16 protein-coding genes are annotated in these 17,166 nt (G+C 32.9%); 8 read left to right on the forward strand and 8 right to left on the reverse strand.

All coding sequences use genetic code 11. The features are described 5' to 3' along the window. On the forward strand, nt 1–121 hold a 121-nt coding region (locus tag ACKOWY_RS04525), incomplete at its 5' end, for a T9SS type B sorting domain-containing protein (protein WP_408940140.1). 71 nt (nt 122–192) lie between these two features. On the opposite strand, the gene ACKOWY_RS04530 is transcribed toward ACKOWY_RS04525, so the two are convergent. Together ACKOWY_RS04530 and ACKOWY_RS04535 are read right to left on the reverse strand one after the other, a co-directional pair. Continuing rightward, complete coding sequence (locus ACKOWY_RS04530; RefSeq protein ID WP_408940255.1) at nt 193–885, reverse strand: SIMPL domain-containing protein; 693 nt, start codon at nt 883–885, stop codon at nt 193–195. Nucleotides 886–929: 44 nt separating this feature from the next. Beyond that, a complete protein-coding gene (locus tag ACKOWY_RS04535; protein ID WP_408940256.1) occupies nt 930–1,577 on the reverse strand; it encodes a rhomboid family intramembrane serine protease in 648 nt (215 codons plus the stop codon). Between the two features lie 99 nt (nt 1,578–1,676). Between ACKOWY_RS04535 and ACKOWY_RS04540 the strand changes: the two genes are divergently transcribed. Beyond that, the gene (locus ACKOWY_RS04540) at nt 1,677–2,552 is read left to right on the forward strand and encodes a lysophospholipid acyltransferase family protein (RefSeq protein ID WP_408940257.1); all 876 of its coding nucleotides are present in this window, start codon (nt 1,677–1,679) and stop codon (nt 2,550–2,552) included. A 55-nt stretch (nt 2,553–2,607) separates the two neighbouring features. On the opposite strand, the gene ACKOWY_RS04545 is transcribed toward ACKOWY_RS04540, so the two are convergent. After that, nucleotides 2,608–4,224 carry an ABC-F family ATP-binding cassette domain-containing protein gene (locus ACKOWY_RS04545; RefSeq protein ID WP_408940258.1) on the reverse strand — a complete coding sequence of 539 codons (1,617 nt, stop codon included), beginning with the start codon at nt 4,222–4,224 and terminating at the stop codon, nt 2,608–2,610. A gap of 96 nt (nt 4,225–4,320) precedes the next feature. Beyond that, nucleotides 4,321–5,082 carry a TlpA family protein disulfide reductase gene (locus ACKOWY_RS04550; protein ID WP_408940259.1) on the reverse strand — a complete coding sequence of 254 codons (762 nt, stop codon included), beginning with the start codon at nt 5,080–5,082 and terminating at the stop codon, nt 4,321–4,323. A gap of 61 nt (nt 5,083–5,143) precedes the next feature. Between ACKOWY_RS04550 and ACKOWY_RS04555 the strand changes: the two genes are divergently transcribed. Beyond that, nucleotides 5,144–6,079 (forward strand): ABC transporter ATP-binding protein, encoded by a 936-nt coding sequence (locus ACKOWY_RS04555; RefSeq protein ID WP_408940260.1) that lies wholly within the window; start codon nt 5,144–5,146, stop codon nt 6,077–6,079. On the opposite strand, the gene ACKOWY_RS04560 is transcribed toward ACKOWY_RS04555, so the two are convergent. Beyond that, nucleotides 6,062–6,640, reverse strand: a complete 579-nt coding sequence (locus tag ACKOWY_RS04560) for a non-canonical purine NTP diphosphatase (RefSeq protein ID WP_408940261.1) — start codon at nt 6,638–6,640, stop codon at nt 6,062–6,064. The genes ACKOWY_RS04555 and ACKOWY_RS04560 overlap by 18 nt on opposite strands. 9 nt (nt 6,641–6,649) lie before the next feature. Continuing rightward, a complete protein-coding gene (locus ACKOWY_RS04565) occupies nt 6,650–7,930 on the reverse strand; it encodes a T9SS type A sorting domain-containing protein (protein WP_408940262.1) in 1,281 nt (426 codons plus the stop codon). A 168-nt stretch (nt 7,931–8,098) separates the two neighbouring features. On the opposite strand from ACKOWY_RS04565, the gene ACKOWY_RS04570 reads away from it, so the two are divergent. Continuing rightward, nucleotides 8,099–9,358: an aminotransferase class I/II-fold pyridoxal phosphate-dependent enzyme gene (locus tag ACKOWY_RS04570; protein WP_408940263.1), complete on the forward strand. Its 1,260-nt coding sequence runs from the start codon at nt 8,099–8,101 to the stop codon at nt 9,356–9,358. A gap of 55 nt (nt 9,359–9,413) precedes the next feature. Here the strand turns inward: ACKOWY_RS04570 and ACKOWY_RS04575 are convergent, their stop codons facing one another. Both ACKOWY_RS04575 and ACKOWY_RS04580 read right to left on the reverse strand, forming a co-directional pair. Next, nucleotides 9,414–10,532, reverse strand: a complete 1,119-nt coding sequence (locus tag ACKOWY_RS04575; protein ID WP_408940264.1) for a GTP cyclohydrolase — start codon at nt 10,530–10,532, stop codon at nt 9,414–9,416. A gap of 13 nt (nt 10,533–10,545) precedes the next feature. Continuing rightward, nucleotides 10,546–11,490 carry a transporter gene (locus ACKOWY_RS04580; protein ID WP_408940265.1) on the reverse strand — a complete coding sequence of 315 codons (945 nt, stop codon included), beginning with the start codon at nt 11,488–11,490 and terminating at the stop codon, nt 10,546–10,548. A gap of 122 nt (nt 11,491–11,612) precedes the next feature. On the opposite strand from ACKOWY_RS04580, the gene ACKOWY_RS04585 reads away from it, so the two are divergent. From ACKOWY_RS04585 to ACKOWY_RS04600, 4 genes are read left to right on the forward strand one after another with little or no spacing between them, the layout of a single operon-like run. Further along, nucleotides 11,613–11,861 carry a DUF4834 domain-containing protein gene (locus ACKOWY_RS04585; RefSeq protein ID WP_408940266.1) on the forward strand — a complete coding sequence of 83 codons (249 nt, stop codon included), beginning with the start codon at nt 11,613–11,615 and terminating at the stop codon, nt 11,859–11,861. A gap of 40 nt (nt 11,862–11,901) precedes the next feature. After that, a complete protein-coding gene (locus ACKOWY_RS04590) occupies nt 11,902–14,349 on the forward strand; it encodes a YfhO family protein (RefSeq protein WP_408940267.1) in 2,448 nt (815 codons plus the stop codon). Beyond that, on the forward strand, nt 14,350–15,639 hold the full coding sequence (locus tag ACKOWY_RS04595; RefSeq protein WP_408940268.1) for a glycosyltransferase family 4 protein: 1,290 nt from the start codon (nt 14,350–14,352) through the stop codon (nt 15,637–15,639). Nucleotides 15,640–15,652: 13 nt separating this feature from the next. Beyond that, entirely contained in the window at nt 15,653–17,122 is a 1,470-nt protein-coding gene (locus ACKOWY_RS04600) for a lipopolysaccharide biosynthesis protein (RefSeq protein WP_408940269.1), read from the forward strand. Nucleotides 17,123–17,166 lie beyond the last annotated feature (44 nt).

Raw genomic sequence — 17,166 nt, forward strand, 5'->3', positions numbered from 1 at the left:
AGGGTGGGATGGAACCTACAACGGAATATTAATGCCATCAACCGATTATTGGTTTACTGTAGATTACACCGAAGCTGCAGCTTACAAACAATTTAAAGCGCATTTCTCACTGAAACGATAATATCAATTAACCATAAAAAACAAAAAAAGTGCTAGAATTCTCTAGCACTTTTTTTATTTGGAATAATAATATTAGTCTAAAATAAAACTCACCGAAACATTTGCAACTACTTCAATTTCTCCTGCAGCAAGAGTCTCCTTTTGAGGTGTATTTCCTGGTAAACCGGAATCTGCCATAGCCATTTTAAACATCGGTTGCGGAAAATAAGCTTGCGTTGTATCGCTAATAGTAATCGCTTTGCCAATTTTTTGATTTAAAACAATAACATAATCTTCAGCTTTATGTTTAGCGTCTTTCATGGCTAATTTTCTAGCATCTGATTTATATTCTTCCAATTTAGAGGACTTAAACTCAATATTGTTAATGTTATTGATTCCTTTATCAACAAGTCCCATTGTTAAACCATCATATTTTGAAAGCTCTTTTAGGATAATAGTAACCGATTGTGAAGCTCGATAATTGTATTTCTTTTTCTCGTAATCATAATTTCGGTTTAAACTAACATCTGTTGTTTTAAAATCGGAAGATGGGATTCCAAAATCCTTAATGAATTTGAGAACTTTGTCAACAGTTTCATCGTTCAATCTTTTTACCTCGGCAGCATCTTTTCCTGTATTTTCAACTCCAAAGTTAATGCTAACTTGATCTGGTTTCACACTGATTTTTCCTTCTCCAGAAACTGAAATTTGAGGAATTTGTGCTTTTTCTTGAGCCTGCAGTGCAATGGTAAACAAAGCAAATGCAATTACGACAACTTTTTTCATAATTATTTGATTTAGATTTATTTCAGGTTCAAAAGTTGTGCCAATTATAATTTACCTTGTTTGGCCATCACCGCCATAATCACAATAGGTACTAATAATACTACAACCATGAAAAAGTTATCTTGAAGAATTGAAGGATGAATTAGAATCGAAAAAAGATATCCGCCTATGGCACCGCCAAAGTGGGCCGTATGACCAATGTTATCATTTTTTGCTTTCATTCCATAAATGGAATACAATAAATAACCAATACCAAAAAGATAAGCAGGGATTGGAATTGGAATAAAAAATAGAAAAATTTGTAAGGTTGGGTCTAGTAAAATAGCTGAATAGATAATTCCGGTTACAGCTCCCGAAGCTCCAATTGCTCTGTAATTCGTATCATTATTATGAATGTAAAGTGTTAACATATTTCCAAATAGTAAGCTTGCAAAATAAATTAGCAGAAACGCATAATTACCCAAATCACCATAAACTACTGGAGCAAAAAAATACAAACTCAGCATATTAAAAGCCAAGTGGCCAATATCGGCATGAAGAAATCCAGAGGATAGCATCCGAATTTGATCCCCTCTTTTTATACTACCAATATGGAATTGATATTTGCTAAAAAAATAGGAATCTTCAAATCCTTTGAAACTTATTATTACAGTTGCTGCAATTAAAATAATTAGAAAAATAGATGCATTCATATTTTTGTTTTAGGTAAAAATAAGAATAGTTTGTTAGGTTTTGAATATATAAACTCTTAAAAATTAACTTAAAATGTATATTTGCATAAAATTAATGAAATGCAGTTTTTATTATTTCTTTTAGTATATCCTTTGTTGTGGCTAATTTCAATCTTGCCATTTCCGATTTTGTATTTATTGTCGGATGGGGTATATGTTATTGTATATCATGTTGTTGGTTACCGAAAAAAAACAGTTAGACAAAATATTGCTATTGCATTTCCAAATTTATCAACTGCTGAACGCCTAGAAATTGAAAAAAAATCATACCATCATTTGTGTGATATGTTTTTGGAAATGGCAAAAACAATGACAATTTCTAGGAATGAAATTGACAAACGATTTGTTTTTACCAATATGCAAACGTATTTAGATTTAGAGAAAAAGGGCAAAAGTATTGCATTGTTAATGGCACATTATGCCAGTTATGAATGGTCTGTTTCGATAAATTATCATTCTGATTTTCAAGGATTTGCAATATATAAAAAGCTTTCTAATAAATATTTAGACAAATTGGTACGAGATATTCGATCTAAATTTAAAGCCGAATTAATTTCAACTAAAGAGACTAGAACTGTTATCGAACAGAATAAAATAAATAACATTTTAGGTTTGTATGGTTTTATTAGTGATCAAACTCCAAGAAAATCAAGTGCGTTGCATTGGTATAAATTCCTAGGAGTTGAAACGCCTATTCATGTTGGCGCTGAAGATTTGGCAAAAAAATACGATATGAATGTGGTGTATTTAAAAGTTCGGAAAGTAAAAAGAGGATACTATGAAGCTACTTTAGAAGTGCTTTCAGAAGATGTATCATCTGTTCCAAATTATGAAATTTCGGAAGCATTTATTCGAAAAGTAGAACAACAAATTCAAGATGCACCTGAGTTTTATTTGTGGACACACAAGCGTTGGAAACATCAAAAAAATAATTAATTATATAAAAAAAACCAAAACTATACGTTTTGGTTTTTTTATTTGAGTTCCACTATTAATTGTACATTTTCTTACGCATCTCTTGAATTTTATCGTCATCCAGATATTCATCAAATGTCATATAACGATCAATAACCCCATTCGGAGTAATTTCAAGAACTCTATTTGCAACCGTTTGAGCAAACTCATGGTCATGAGTTGTAAACAATACCGATCCTTTAAAGTTTTTTAACGAATTGTTGAAAGCGGTAATCGATTCAAGATCCAAATGGTTGGTTGGCTCATCAAGCATTAATACATTCGCACGAATCATCATCATTCGAGATAGCATGCAACGCACTTTTTCTCCTCCAGATAATACCGAACATTTTTTTAATGCTTCTTCTCCAGAAAAAATCATTTTACCTAAGAAACCACGAACATATACTTCATCACGCTCTTCTTCGGTTTTCACAAATTGACGCAACCAATCTACCAGATTTAAATCGCTTTTAAAGAATTCACTATTATCGTTAGGCAAATAAGATTGATTGGTAGTAATTCCCCACTCGTAAGTACCTGCATCTGCTATAAGGTTACCATTTAAGATTTCATAAAAGGCAGTGGTTGCACGAGAGTCTTTTGAAAAAACTACAACTTTATCACCTTTTGCCATATTTAAATCTACATTGCTAAACAACACTTCACCGTCAATGCTTGCAGCCAATCCTTGAACATGTAAAATTTGATCCCCAGCTTCTCTTTCAGTTTCAAAAATAATAGCTGGGTATCTTCGGCTAGATGGTTTAATTTCATCTAAATTTAATTTGTCAATCATTTTTTTACGAGAAGTAGCCTGTTTTGATTTTGCCACATTCGCACTAAATCGACGAATAAATTCTTCCAATTCGGCTTTCTTTTCTTCAGCTTTTTTGTTCTGTTGTGCTCTTTGTTTAGCAGCTAATTGACTTGATTCATACCAAAATGTATAATTTCCAGAATAGTGATTGATTTTTGAAAAATCAATATCAGAAATATGTGTACAAACCGAATCTAAAAAGTGTCTGTCGTGCGAAACTACAATTACCGTATTGTCATAATTAGCTAAGAAATTTTCAAGCCAAGTGATGGTTTCAAAATCCAAGTCGTTGGTAGGCTCATCCATGATCAATACATCTGGATTTCCAAATAAAGCCTGAGCCAATAAGACTCTTACTTTTAATTTACCCTCCATTTCACTCATTAAAGTGTAATGCGAATCGGCATTAATACCTAAATTAGAAAGCATCGCAGCGGCATCAGAATCGGCATTCCAACCATTCATTTCTTCAAATTGCACTTGCAATTCTCCAATTCTGTTCGCGTTTTCATCACTATAATCTGCATATAAAGCATCCATTTCTGTTTTAACAGCATACAATACTTTGTTACCCATAAGCACAGTTTCCAAAACAGTGTGCTCATCAAACATGTTGTGATTTTGATTCAAAACCGACATTCTTTTACCAGGTTCCAAAATCACTCTTCCAGAAGTTGGTTCTATTTCTCCAGCTAGAATTTTTAAAAATGTTGATTTTCCGGCGCCATTTGCACCAATTACTCCATAACAATTGCCTTGAACAAAAGAGGTGTTTACCTCGTCAAATAATATTCTTTTTCCAAATTGAACAGATAAATTAGATACGGTAAGCATAAATATTGAGTGTTAAAATTTGCTGCAAAAGTAATAAATTGCTTTCGACTTTAGTGGGTAATTTGAGTATTTTTTAGACGGGAAGGAAAGACATATTTATTTTTGACTTTCTTTCTTAAGTGCTTGTTCTAATCCTTTATAATCCAATAGAACTTTTGCGATTTGACCTTTTTTATTTAAAATAAAATGGGTAGGAAATGCATTTAAATGAAGTGTTTCATTCATGTATTTTTTCATATTTGGAACAACCAAATAGGATAGCGGCTTTTTTGATAGAAATTTAGTCAATTGCTCAGGTGAATCTTCTGCTAAGCTGATGAATAAAATATCTTTTCGGTCTTTGTATTGCGAAACTAGTTTGTTTACATAGGGAAATTCTTTAATGCACAACGGACAATGAATGTACCAACATTTTATGACTACAATTTTGCCTTTGAAGCTTTCGTTGGTTATGGTTTTTCCGTTTAGGTCTTTAAAATTAAATTCTGGAAACAAAGTGCCTTCCATTTTAAAATGCTCCAATTCTTCAATTGCTTTTTCGGTGATACTCGCTCTAATGCTGCTGTCGGAATTGGTATTTATTCGAATTAATCTATAATTGTTTGTTGTTTTTTCAATAAACGGAATGTATTCTCCTTTAGTAAGTTGCGTTAAGAAATCTTCCTTTGTGATTTGATTATTATTTTCATCCAATGGGTTAAAATCACTTGAAAGGATGATGTTGGCATCATAGTAATTGATCCAATTGGTATAGCTGGATTGAATTGAATTTGAATCCGACAGCGTTAATGATTTTTTTGGTTGCCCAAATGTTGTGCTCCAAATGAATATAAATAGGAATAAGATTATTTTTTGCATTTGGTAAAAATAATAATTATTTCTCATAAAAAATTTGAATAAAATTAGCAACCTTTGCCAAATGTTAGAGGTACTAGGTATTTATTTTTCGTATCAAAAGGAGATCACTATTTCCAATTGCAGTTTTACTTTACAAAAAGGTAAAACAGCTGCATTTATTGGTGAAAGTGGTTGCGGAAAAAGTACGTTATTGAAATTGATTTATGGATTATACGACTTGGATTCGGGGGCAATTAATTGGAATGCAATACCAGTTTTAGGTCCAAAATTCAATCTTATTCCGGGTATGGATTCTATGAAATATCTTGCCCAAGATTTTGATTTGATGCCCTACATTACTGTTGCCGAAAATGTTGGCAAGTACCTTTCCAATATTAATCCAGAAGTGAAAAATGCTCGAATTAAGGAGTTGCTAGAGATTGTTGAGATGCAAGATTTTGCATCTGTGAAAGCAAAATATTTAAGTGGCGGACAGATGCAAAGAATAGCTATAGCGCGGGTTTTAGCTTTAGAACCTGAATTGCTTTTGCTTGATGAGCCCTTCAGTCATATCGATAATTTCAGGAAAAATAGTTTACGCCGAAGGCTTTTTACGTATTTGAAAAAGAAAGAAATAACTTGTATAGTTGCCACGCACGATAGCACCGATGTGCTTTCTTTTACCGACGAAGTTTTGGTTATGAAAAAGGGTGAAATTATTGAGAGAGGAACGCCAGAATTTTTGTACCAGCATCCAATAAATCATTATGTAGCTTCTTTATTTGGTGATGTAAACGAAATTGAAATTGAGGGAACTATGCAACTAATATATCCTCATGAATTAATGGTGGTTGCACAATCTTCATTACAAGTAGAAGTTATTAATTCGTTTTATAGAGGGAGTAATTTTTTGATTGAAGCACATTATGAAAAAGGAAATGTGTTCTTTGAAAGTGCTGTTGGTTACCCTGGAGGAACGAGTTTGTTTTTAGAACGTAAATTAGTTTCCGTTTCTTAAAAATTCAACCAATTGCTTTACCGCAATCCCTCGATGGCTTATTCCAGATTTTTCTTCCATCGATAATTCGGCAAAAGTTTGGGTCATTCCATCCGCTACAAAAATAGGATCGTAGCCAAATCCATTTGTTCCAATTCTTTCATCGATAATTTTCCCGTTTATTATTCCAGTGAAAAGTGTTTGTTTTCCATTGTAATTTAAGCAAATTACGGTCTTGAAATTGGCTTTTCTGTTGGATTGCTTTTCTAAATTTAAGAGCAATTTATCTATGTTTTTCGAATCGTCTTTGGGTTCTCCAGCATATCGTGCAGAGTATACGCCGGGTGCGCCATTCAAAGCATCTACTTCCAGTCCCGAGTCATCTGCAAAACAGTTTAGTCCGTAATTAGTGGTTATATAATTCGCTTTTAATATGGCATTTCCTTCAATTGTTTCTGCAGTTTCAGGAATGTCTTCTGTACAGCCAATATCTTGAAGGCTTACTATTTGAATATAATCCGGAACTAATTGCTGAATTTCTTTAATTTTATTTGCATTATTGGAAGCAAAAACTAATTTCATTTAAATAAATTATTTAACTACAACTTGGATATTTTTGCTTGCGTTTACAGTGGATAATTTGCAAATGTATATTCCTGAATTAATATTATTGGTAGCAATTGTTTGATAATTCACTCCAATTCTAAGATCGTTTAAGGTTGTTTCTTTTACAAGTCTTCCTAAGGTGTCATACATAGAAAAAGTAGTAGGTTGTATTGAATCCAAAGTGAATGAGAAATGAATTTGGTTGTCTTGTGAAGGATTTGGCGCTATAGTAAAATGATTGGCATCAAAAACGGAGATTTCATTATTTAATGAAGAAGTCATTAGCCAAATCATACCATTCATCAATAATTTCTGGTGATTTCCATTTGCATCTCCAGTATAACCTGTGTATAAAGTATCTCCTGTATCTCCTGTACCGTCATCAATAATTGAACTGTCACCTACGGCAAAAACTTTTCCGTTTTGATAAGTAGCTGCTGCTACATAAACATTGGTTGTACCCGAAGTACTCGAACCTGATTTGTATACGATCCCTTTAACAGAGCTATTGTTTGTTGTGCTTAATGTCATCGTAGCTCCTCCCGACCATAATACCTGAACCGGATTGCCATAAGATCCATGAAGAATGCTATAATATGGGCTAGTTGTAGCTAAGGGAGCAAATGAAGTGGAGTTTCCGCTTACATTAGATAGTACATCAAATGTAATTCCTAAACCATCATTAGCAACTCCATTGTTGCTTAAAAAATCATTCCAAACCATTGGTGGATCATAGCCGTCATTATTTCTATCTGAACCAGCGTGGTCACAAATCATCATTAATCCACCGCCGTTTGCAATAAAATTCATTATTGCAGTTTTTTCTGAAGTTGTAAAAAGAGTATTTGGCTCTGTAATCACAAAGGCTTTGTAATTACTTAAATCTTGAACATTTGACGAGTTGCCGTAAGTTATTGCCCCGTTGTAAGGAAGGGTTTCTACGGTGTATCCTTGTTTTGCGCAATCTACAGCTATGGCAGAAATTCCTCCATCCCAGTAGGTTTCAGGAGTGGTTGATGTTACCCCCGATTGTGCAGGAGTAGGAATTCTTTGTGCATTGGAAGCGCCTGTTGTAGATCCTGCGCTTACATAAGGTATGTGTGTAGTGCTATTGAAATAAATATTATGTGCATCGGCATCAATAATCCAATCGGCATTTGCACACATTTCTGCTTTTGTTGCATCAAAAAGTATTTTATTTTGAGCATTTCCAAAGTTTGTAATAAGTGCAATAGTTATGATTAACGTAAGTTTCAAAAATTTCATATTGATTTTTTATTGAATTCAACTTACAAAAATAAGTTATTTTTTATTAGTTTTTTTATCGCTACTTAAAATAAATGTTTAAAAGTTGTTTATAGATTAGTTCAAAATAGTTCCTTCAAAAATTAATATTATTGTTATTTTTGCATCGTTTTTAACAACATTTATATCATGGTAAAAGATTTATTTGAAAGAATTCAAACCAACAAAGGACCACTAGGAAAATGGGCTTCTCAAGCAGAAGGGTATTTTGTATTTCCAAAATTGGAAGGTGAACTAGGTCCTAGAATGCAATTTCAAGGAAAAAATATATTAAACTGGAGTTTGAATGACTATTTAGGTCTTGCAAATCATCCAGAAGTTCGAAAAGCAGATACAGAAGCCGCAATTGCTTATGGAGCTGCTTATCCTATGGGCGCTCGTATGATGAGTGGACATACCAAATACCACGAACAATTAGAAAATGAATTGGCTGCTTTTGTAATGAAAGAAGCTGCCTATTTATTGAATTTTGGTTACCAAGGAATTATGTCGACTATTGACGCTTTGGTTACGCGAAATGATGTAATAGTTTATGATGTTGATGCACATGCGTGTATTATTGACGGGGTTCGTTTACATAGTGGCAAGCGTTTTACCTACCGTCATAACGACATTGAAAGCATGGAGAAGAACTTACAGCGTGCTACTAAATTGGCTGAAGAAACTGGAGGTGGAATTCTTTTTATTACCGAAGGTGTTTTTGGAATGCGTGGTCAACAAGGTAAGTTGAAAGAAGTGGTTGAAATGAAGAAAAAATACAATTTCCGTTTGTTGGTAGACGACGCTCACGGTTTTGGTACTCTAGGTAAAACTGGAGCTGGAGCAGGTGAGGAGCAAGGTTGTCAAGACGGAATTGATGTGTACTTTTCGACATTTGCAAAGTCAATGGCTAATATTGGTGCTTTTGTGGCTGGAGATAAAGATGTAATTGATTATTTGAAATACAATTTGCGTTCACAAATGTTTGCTAAAGCGTTGCCAATGATTCAAACAATTGGTTCGTTAAAACGATTGGAATTGTTGAGAAACTCTTCTGAAATTAAAGACAAACTATGGGTTAATGTAAATGCATTGCAAAATGGTTTAAAAGAAAGAGGATTTAATATTGGCGATACCAATACGTGTATTACCCCAGTTTACTTAGAAGGTTCTATTCCGGAAGCCATGATTATGGTGAATGATTTAAGAGAAAACTACGGAATTTTCCTTTCAATTGTAGTATATCCAGTTATTCCTAAAGGAATAATTTTATTGAGAATGATTCCTACTGCATCGCATACCCTAGAAGACATTAATGAAACACTAGCAGCCTTTGAGGCAATTCGTGAAAAATTAGTTAATGGAACTTATGCTAAAATTGCTGAAGCAAGTGTTCAAAATGTTGAATAATATTCTAAAGCTTCTTTAAATAAAAAATCCATTCATCACTGAATGGATTTTTTATTTATAAATCTTTTCGATAGGTACGTCTTCTTCTAAAAGTTACGGGATCAAAATGCTTCCAAAGTTGATGAATGGCGATATTATCCTCAAGTTCCGGTGTTCTGATGCAATTTAGTATTCCTTTTTGTGTGAATGTTTTATAGTATTCTTCAAATATTATAGCAGTTACACCTTTGCTTTGGTATTCGGGGGCAACCCCAATTAAATAAAACAACACATCTTTCGACTCTTTTTTTGCTTTAAGCAAATGGTAAAATCCAAATGGAAACAATTTGCCTTTGGCTTTTTGCAATGCTTCAGAAAAACTAGGCATCACTATACTAAAAGCTACCATTTCATCGTTTTTATCCATTACGAATTTGATGTATTCTGGATTGATGAAACTGATGTATTTTTTCTTGAAATATTCTTTTTGAACATCGGTTACGGCAACAAATGACGATAAATTAGCATACGATTTATTGAATAAATCAAACATTTTATCTACATGAGGCATAATGTCTTTTGTTTTTGTAAAATTCAATTCTCTTAATTGATAGCGCTTTATTATTAGCGGAACAATTTTTTCAAAGTGTTCGGGTTTTACATTAGCAAAAGGAAATTTATTTTCTAGATATTCTTTTTCCTTTACATAGCCTAATTGTTCTAAATGCTCTTTATAATAGGGATGATTGTACCAAGTAATCATGGATCCAATTTCATCGTAACCTTCTGTTAAAACACCAACTTTATCTAAATTGGAAAATCCCATTGGGCCTTCTATATATTCTAAGTTGTTTTTTCTGCCAAGTTCTTTGACTTTTTCTAATAAGGCGCTGGTAACTTCAAGATCATCAATTACATCCCACCATCCAAAGCGAACTTTCTTTTTTTCTTGGTGATTTACTTCGTCCCAATTGATAATTGCGGCAATTCGGCCAACAATTTTATTGTTTTTATAAGCTAAATAAAAGTAGCCTTCCGCATTTTCAAAAGCCGGATTTTTGGTTTTATCAAACCCTTCTAATTCATCCTGAATTAAGGGCGGCACCCAATACGGATGGTCTTTGTAAAGTGAAAAAGGAAATGTAACATATTCCTTTAATAATGCTTTGGTATTGGCTTCTATAACTGTTATCATAGTTGTTGCGGTGTTAAAAACCAAAAAGCCCTTTTCTTTTTTTGGTTTTTACTTTTTCTTTTTTTCCTTTATCTTTGTTTGGGACACGGTATAATACTTCATCATAGTTGCCGTCGAATCTCCATGATGCTCCTAAGCCGATGTAAAGCAATTTAGGTGTGTCTTTATAATTTCGGCTAACTGATGCGTCAATTTGTATGTTGTTACTTAATAGATAGGCAGCTCCACCTGTAAAAATCCCATCCGAATAGTATTCATTTTTGAGTCCGCGGTTTTCAATAAATCCGCTCCAATGATCGTTGAAGCCTTTTGTTAGGGTAACTACATAGCCCAATGTTTGCATCGATGTTTTGTATTGATCCATAAAAACATTGGTGACTAATACACAGGATCTAGGCAAAATATTTTGTGTAATTAACATGGCTTTTGGACCGAAGGTTCCAATTGCTTCATTGGTTCTTGCAAAGAGTTCCTTATTGGAGTTAATATTAAGTCCAGCATAAATTCCAATTGATGGAATTAGCGAATGCCAATCGTATCTATGGTTCGCTTTCCAGCTTTTTACATCGATTTTTTTCTCATAATTTTTCAACGGATCGTATACCAAATATTTAAATCCAAATGTGGTTGTTTTGATTCCTCTACGATGTATCCCTATGGTGTCTAAATTATAGCAATCATTTTGATAGTTAATATTTAAAACGGCCTCCAATTCCTCTCTAAAAAAACCATATCGAGTTGTTAAATCAGTACTGTAACCTTTGGCAGTATATCCTAAAAGGCTGTGATTTTCATTTATGTAATTCAATCCAGATTCTACTTGCAAAACGGTTTTACCCACTGAAAATGCCGACATGGAGTTTCCTGGTCGATTGGAATTAATATCGTCGGTGTATTGAGCAAAGGTATTAGTGCTTGAAATAAATAAACAAACAAAGAACAACTGAATTAATTTCATGGTATACTATTTGATTTTTATGAATTTTAGAAATTCAAATGTACTATTTTTTATCATTATTTTAAGAGGTAATCCTAATTTAGAAACTTTGAATTTAGTATTTTTGACAAAATTTAATAAATATGCAAGAAGCATCAATAGGTAGTTTAATTGAAGATATATTCGTCATTTTGATTATTTACTATGTAATCAAATTTGTAATGCAATTATTTTTGCCACTAATGGCTCGAAAAGTTGTTGAAAAAGCAAATGAGCAATTTCAGCAACAATACCAACAAAACAATCATTCTCAAACACAAAATAAGCAAAGCGAAAAGCCCAAAGAAACTAAAAATGTGGGTGAATATATTGATTACGAAGAAGTAGAGTAAAATTAAGATCCACGTTAATATTTAATTATTTGTCACAATAATGAAGCAGATTCAAAAGTTATATCCCCATTTTTTAGCCTTATTTGGTTTTGTAGTAATTGCTCTAATTTATTTTTTACCAGTTTTACAGGGTAAGAAAATATATCAATCGGATATTGTTCAATATACCGCAATGGCCAAGGAACAAAATGATTTTAGAGCTGTTGAACATGCTGAACCGTATTGGACAAATTCGGCATTTGGCGGAATGCCAACGTATCAAATGGGAGCTAATTATCCACATGATTACATAGGGAAATTGGATGATGCCCTTCGTTTTTTACCTAGACCTGCTGATTATTTGTTACTTTATTTCTTAGGGTTTTACGGATTAATGTTAGTTTTAAAAATTGATCCTCTAAAAGCATTTTTTGGAGCATTAGCCTTTGGTTTTTCAACCTATCTTATTGTGATTTTGGGAGTTGGGCACAATGCGAAAGCCCATGCCATTGCCTACATGCCTTTGGTTGTAGCTGGTGTGATTATGGTATTTCGTAAAAAATATTTTTATGGTGGATTGCTTACGATGCTAGCCGTAGCATTGGAAATAAATGCCAATCACTTTCAGATGACCTATTATTTATTGTTTTTATTATTGGTTTTAGGAATTTACTATGCCTACAAATTCATAAAAAATAAAGAGTACAAAGAATTAGGCCTTGTAGGAGGGACTTTTGCAGTTGCTTTAATCTTTGCCCTAGGAGCAAATGCAACCAATTTAATGGCTACCAAAGAGTTTACGGATTATAGTATTCGCGGGAAAAGTGATTTGAAATTAACTCCAGAAGGGACTAAAAAAACAGAAACTTCTTCATTAGATCGTAGTTATATTACCGAATACAGTTATGGTGTTGCCGAAAGTTTAAATCTTATTGCTCCGCGTTTATTTGGTGGAGGAAATGGTGAGAAATTAAGCAATGATTCTGCGGTGTATGATTATATGTTAAAGTATGGCGCTTCAGAAGAAGAAGCGCGTCAAATAACCGATTCGTATGCGCCAACGTATTGGGGGTCTCAGCCAATTGTTGCGGCTCCTGCCTATATTGGTGCAGTGGTTTTCTTCTTAGCAGTTCTTGGATTGTATCACGACAAAAGAAAAATTAAATATGTTTTCTTTATTGGTGCATTGCTTTCTTTGGTGCTTTCATGGGGGAAAAATTTCTCGGTTTTAACTGATTTATGTATAGATTACCTGCCATTCTACGATAAGTTTAGAGCGGTTTCTTCAATTCAAGTAGTATTAGAATTGTGCTTTCCGGTTCTGGCTATAATTGGATTACATTCTTTTTTTACTTCTGATAAAGAAAAGCAATGGGACAGCCTTTGGAAATCATCGGCTACCGTTTTAGGTTTGTTGGTCTTGTTGTTTTTATGCCGAAGTTTATTTGATTTTTCGGGAGAATTAGACGGACAATTACGACAAATGTTTAGTCAAAGTCAGGATAAATCTTTTGGAATTGGATTTATTGATGCATTAAAAGCCGACAGAAAAACGATGTATGCAGCTGATTTATTGCGTTCTGGATTCTTTATTTCACTTGTTGCTATTGCTCTTTGGGCTCATACCAAAAACAAACTAAGTTCTCAAAATGCCATTATTTTAGTTGGCTTATTAATGGTTGCCGATTTGTTTTTTGTTGATAAAAATTATGTAAGCAATAAAGATTTTGTTAGTGCGCACGAGGTAGATGTTCCATTTGAAGTAACTCCAACCGATGAACAAATTTTGCAGGATACTACCAGTTATAGAGTGTTGGATGTAGAAGGCTATTTAAATGCCAAAGCTTCTTATTTTCATAAATCTATTGGAGGATATTCGGCAGTGCGACCAAGAAGAATGCAAGAATTATTTGATTATCAAATTGCTAGAAATAACAAGCGTGTTTTGGATATGTTAAATGTAAAGTATGTTATTCAAACTAATGATAAAGGCGAAGAAGTGGCAAGTATGAACCCAGAAGCCAATGGAAATGCATGGTTTGTAAAAGAACTTAAAATGGTGCCAAATTCAGATGCCGAGATGAAAGCATTGGATAAATTAGATAATAAAAATGTTGCAGTAATTAATAAATATGAATTTGGAGCTTGTTTTAAAAATGATACACATACTTTTAGTGTAGATTCAACAGCAACAATAAACTTAACACTGAACAAACCAAATCATTTAAAATATAGATCAAACAATATAAATGATGGATTTGCGGTCTTTTCCGAAATGTATTATAAAAATGGATGGAAAGCTACTGTAGATGGAAAAGCAGCAGAGATTGTAAGAGTTGATTATGCCTTAAGGGGATTGAATATCCCTGCAGGAAAACATACTATTGAATTTAGATTTGAGCCACAAGTAGTAAAAACCGGAAGTACTATTGCTTTAGTAAGTTCTATTGGGATGTTGATGTTATTGGTTGGCGGAATTTATTTTGAGAGAAAGAAGAAATCGAACTAAATGCAACAACCAAAAAAACTCTTAATCATCACTTATTATTGGCCACCAGCAGGCGGGCCAGGGGTACAACGATGGTTAAAGTTTGTGAAGTATTTACCTGATTTTGATATTCAGCCGATAGTATATGTTCCCGAAAATCCAACGTACCCAATTGTAGATGAAGGATTGCTAAATGAAGTTTCAGATAAAGCAATCATTCTTAAAAACAAAATTTTTGAACCCTATCAACTAGCGGGAATTTTCTCTAAGAAACAAACACAAAAAATAAGTTCTGGAATTATTCCGGCAGCCAAAAAACAGTCTGTTTTAGAAAAATTATTGCTTTGGGTACGCGGAAATTTATTCATTCCGGATGCACGAAAATATTGGGTAAAACCTTCGGTTACTTATTTGAATAAATACATTCAAGAAAATAATATTGATACCATTCTAACTTCGGGGCCGCCTCATTCTTTGCATTTAATTGGTTTAAAATTAAAAGAAGAATTGGGTGTAAAATGGTTTGCCGATTTTAGAGATCCATGGACAACTATTGGATATCATAAAGCCTTGAAATTGTCTTCTTATGCCGATAAAAAGCACAAGTTTTTAGAAAGTAAAGTACTCAATTCCGCCGATACTATTATTGTAACTAGCAAGACCACCAAATCGGAATTTCAAGCACTAACCCAAAAGCCAATTGAGGTTATTACTAATGGTTATGATATAGAAAATGTGGCCAAACAAACTTTAGACGAAAAGTTTACCATGGCGCATATTGGTTCCTTTTTATCCGATAGAAATCCCAAAGTATTATGGGAAGTTTTGCAAGAATTAGTTACAGAAAATAGTACTTTTTCGGCCAATTTTCAATTGAAATTAATTGGAAAAATAAGTCAGGAAATACTAGAAAGCTTATCCAATTATAATTTGGAATCGTATTGCAATAATTTAGGTTATGTTTCGCATACAGAAGCTATTGCACACCAAAGAAAATCACAAGTTTTATTATTGATTGAAATTGATTCAAAAGATACCAATAGTATCATTCCGGGAAAATTGTTTGAATACATGGTTTCCGAAAGACCTATTGTTGCCATTGGTCCGAAAGATTCTGATTTTGCAGAAATAATTTCTTCAACAAATACCGGAGTTTTCTTTACCTATTCTGAAAAAGAACGTTTGAAAAAAACTATTCTTTCTTATTTTGAATTATTTTTGGAAAACAAATTACTAGTGCATCCTATTGGTTTACAGTATTATTCGAGAAAGAGTTTAACTGAAAAATTGGCAAACTTAATTAATCATTAATATCCAATTCAAAATGGGAATAGTTCAATCGCAATCTATTAAAAATACCATTATCACCTTCTTCGGATTTGGGATTGGAGCCATCAATGCACTGTTTTTTTACACCAATTTTTTAGAGAAAGAGTATTACGGTATTGTAATGACAGTACTTTCTGGTGCCAATATATTGATGCCATTAATGGCTTTTGGAGCACAAAATACCTTAATTCGATTTTTCTCTTACTATAAAACTCAGAAAGAAAAAGAGGAGTTTTTAACTTTCATGTTGGTCTTACCTTTGGCGTTAATAATTCCAATTGGATTGCTATTTTATTTCTTTTATGATCCAATTGCTGCTGGCTGGATTCAAGAAAATCCGACCTTAAAACCGTATTTTTGGTTAATTCCATTTGTTGGATTATTCATGGCATACTTTGAGGTGTTTTATGCATGGGTTAAAGTACATATGAAATCGGTTATTGGGAATTTAATAAGTGAGGTATTAGTTCGATTGATTGTAATGATTTTATTGTTTTCGGTTCACTTTAATTGGATAGAAAAATCGACTTGTGTTTACGGAATTGCATTAGCCTATTTTGCTCAAGTAGTTGTTATGAAACTCTATGCTATTTCGGTAAAAATGCCCGTTTTACGCTTTGTTATCCCTCAAAATTTAAAAGAGATTGTGCAATACTCCTTTTTTATTATTGTGTCTGGTGGGGTTGCGGTAATGTTAGTCGATTTTGACAAAGTGATGATAGCACAATATTTAAATATTAGTCAAAATGCTTTGTACGGAGTAGCAATTTTTATTTCAACAGTAATTGCAGTTCCAAGTAGAGCCATGACTCAAATAGTAGCTCCTATTACTGCTAAATTAATGGCTGAAAAGAAGTTTGATGAACTCAATGAACTCTATAAAAAAAGCGCCATCAATCTTCAGGTTATTGGCGGATTTATTATGTTTATTATATTTTTAAATATTAAACAAATGTACCTGCTCATCCCAAAAGATTATAGCGGAGGAATTTGGGTTGTATTTATGATTGGTTTGTCTAAATTTTATGATGTTTTGTTGGGTAATAATAATTCGATTATTGTCAATACCAAGCACTACAGAACGGTCTTATTATTCGGTGTTTTTACTGTATTTTTAATGATAGTATTAAACATGATATTTATTCCGAAATATGGAATTGAAGGTTCAGCATTTGCTACCTTATTGACTGTAATGATATACAATACCATCAAATTGTTTTATGTTGTAAACAAGATGAATTTGTACCCTTTTACAAATAAGACATTGTATTCTTTAGGGATATTAAGTTGTAGTTTTGCACTATTTTATTTTTGGGATTTTGCATTTCATCCAATACTAAATATAGGTTTGAAATCAATTTTATTTTCTTCTTTTTATTTATATTTAAATTATAAATTACAAATTTCGGAGGAAGTAAATAAAGTAGTGGATTCAGTTTTCAGTAAGCTTAAAATTAATCGTTAATTTTTTTATATTTGAAATAATAAATTTAAACGGTCACATCGATT

This window comes from Flavobacterium sp., assembly GCF_046073885.1.
Classification (GTDB): Bacteria; Bacteroidota; Bacteroidia; order Flavobacteriales; family Flavobacteriaceae; genus Flavobacterium.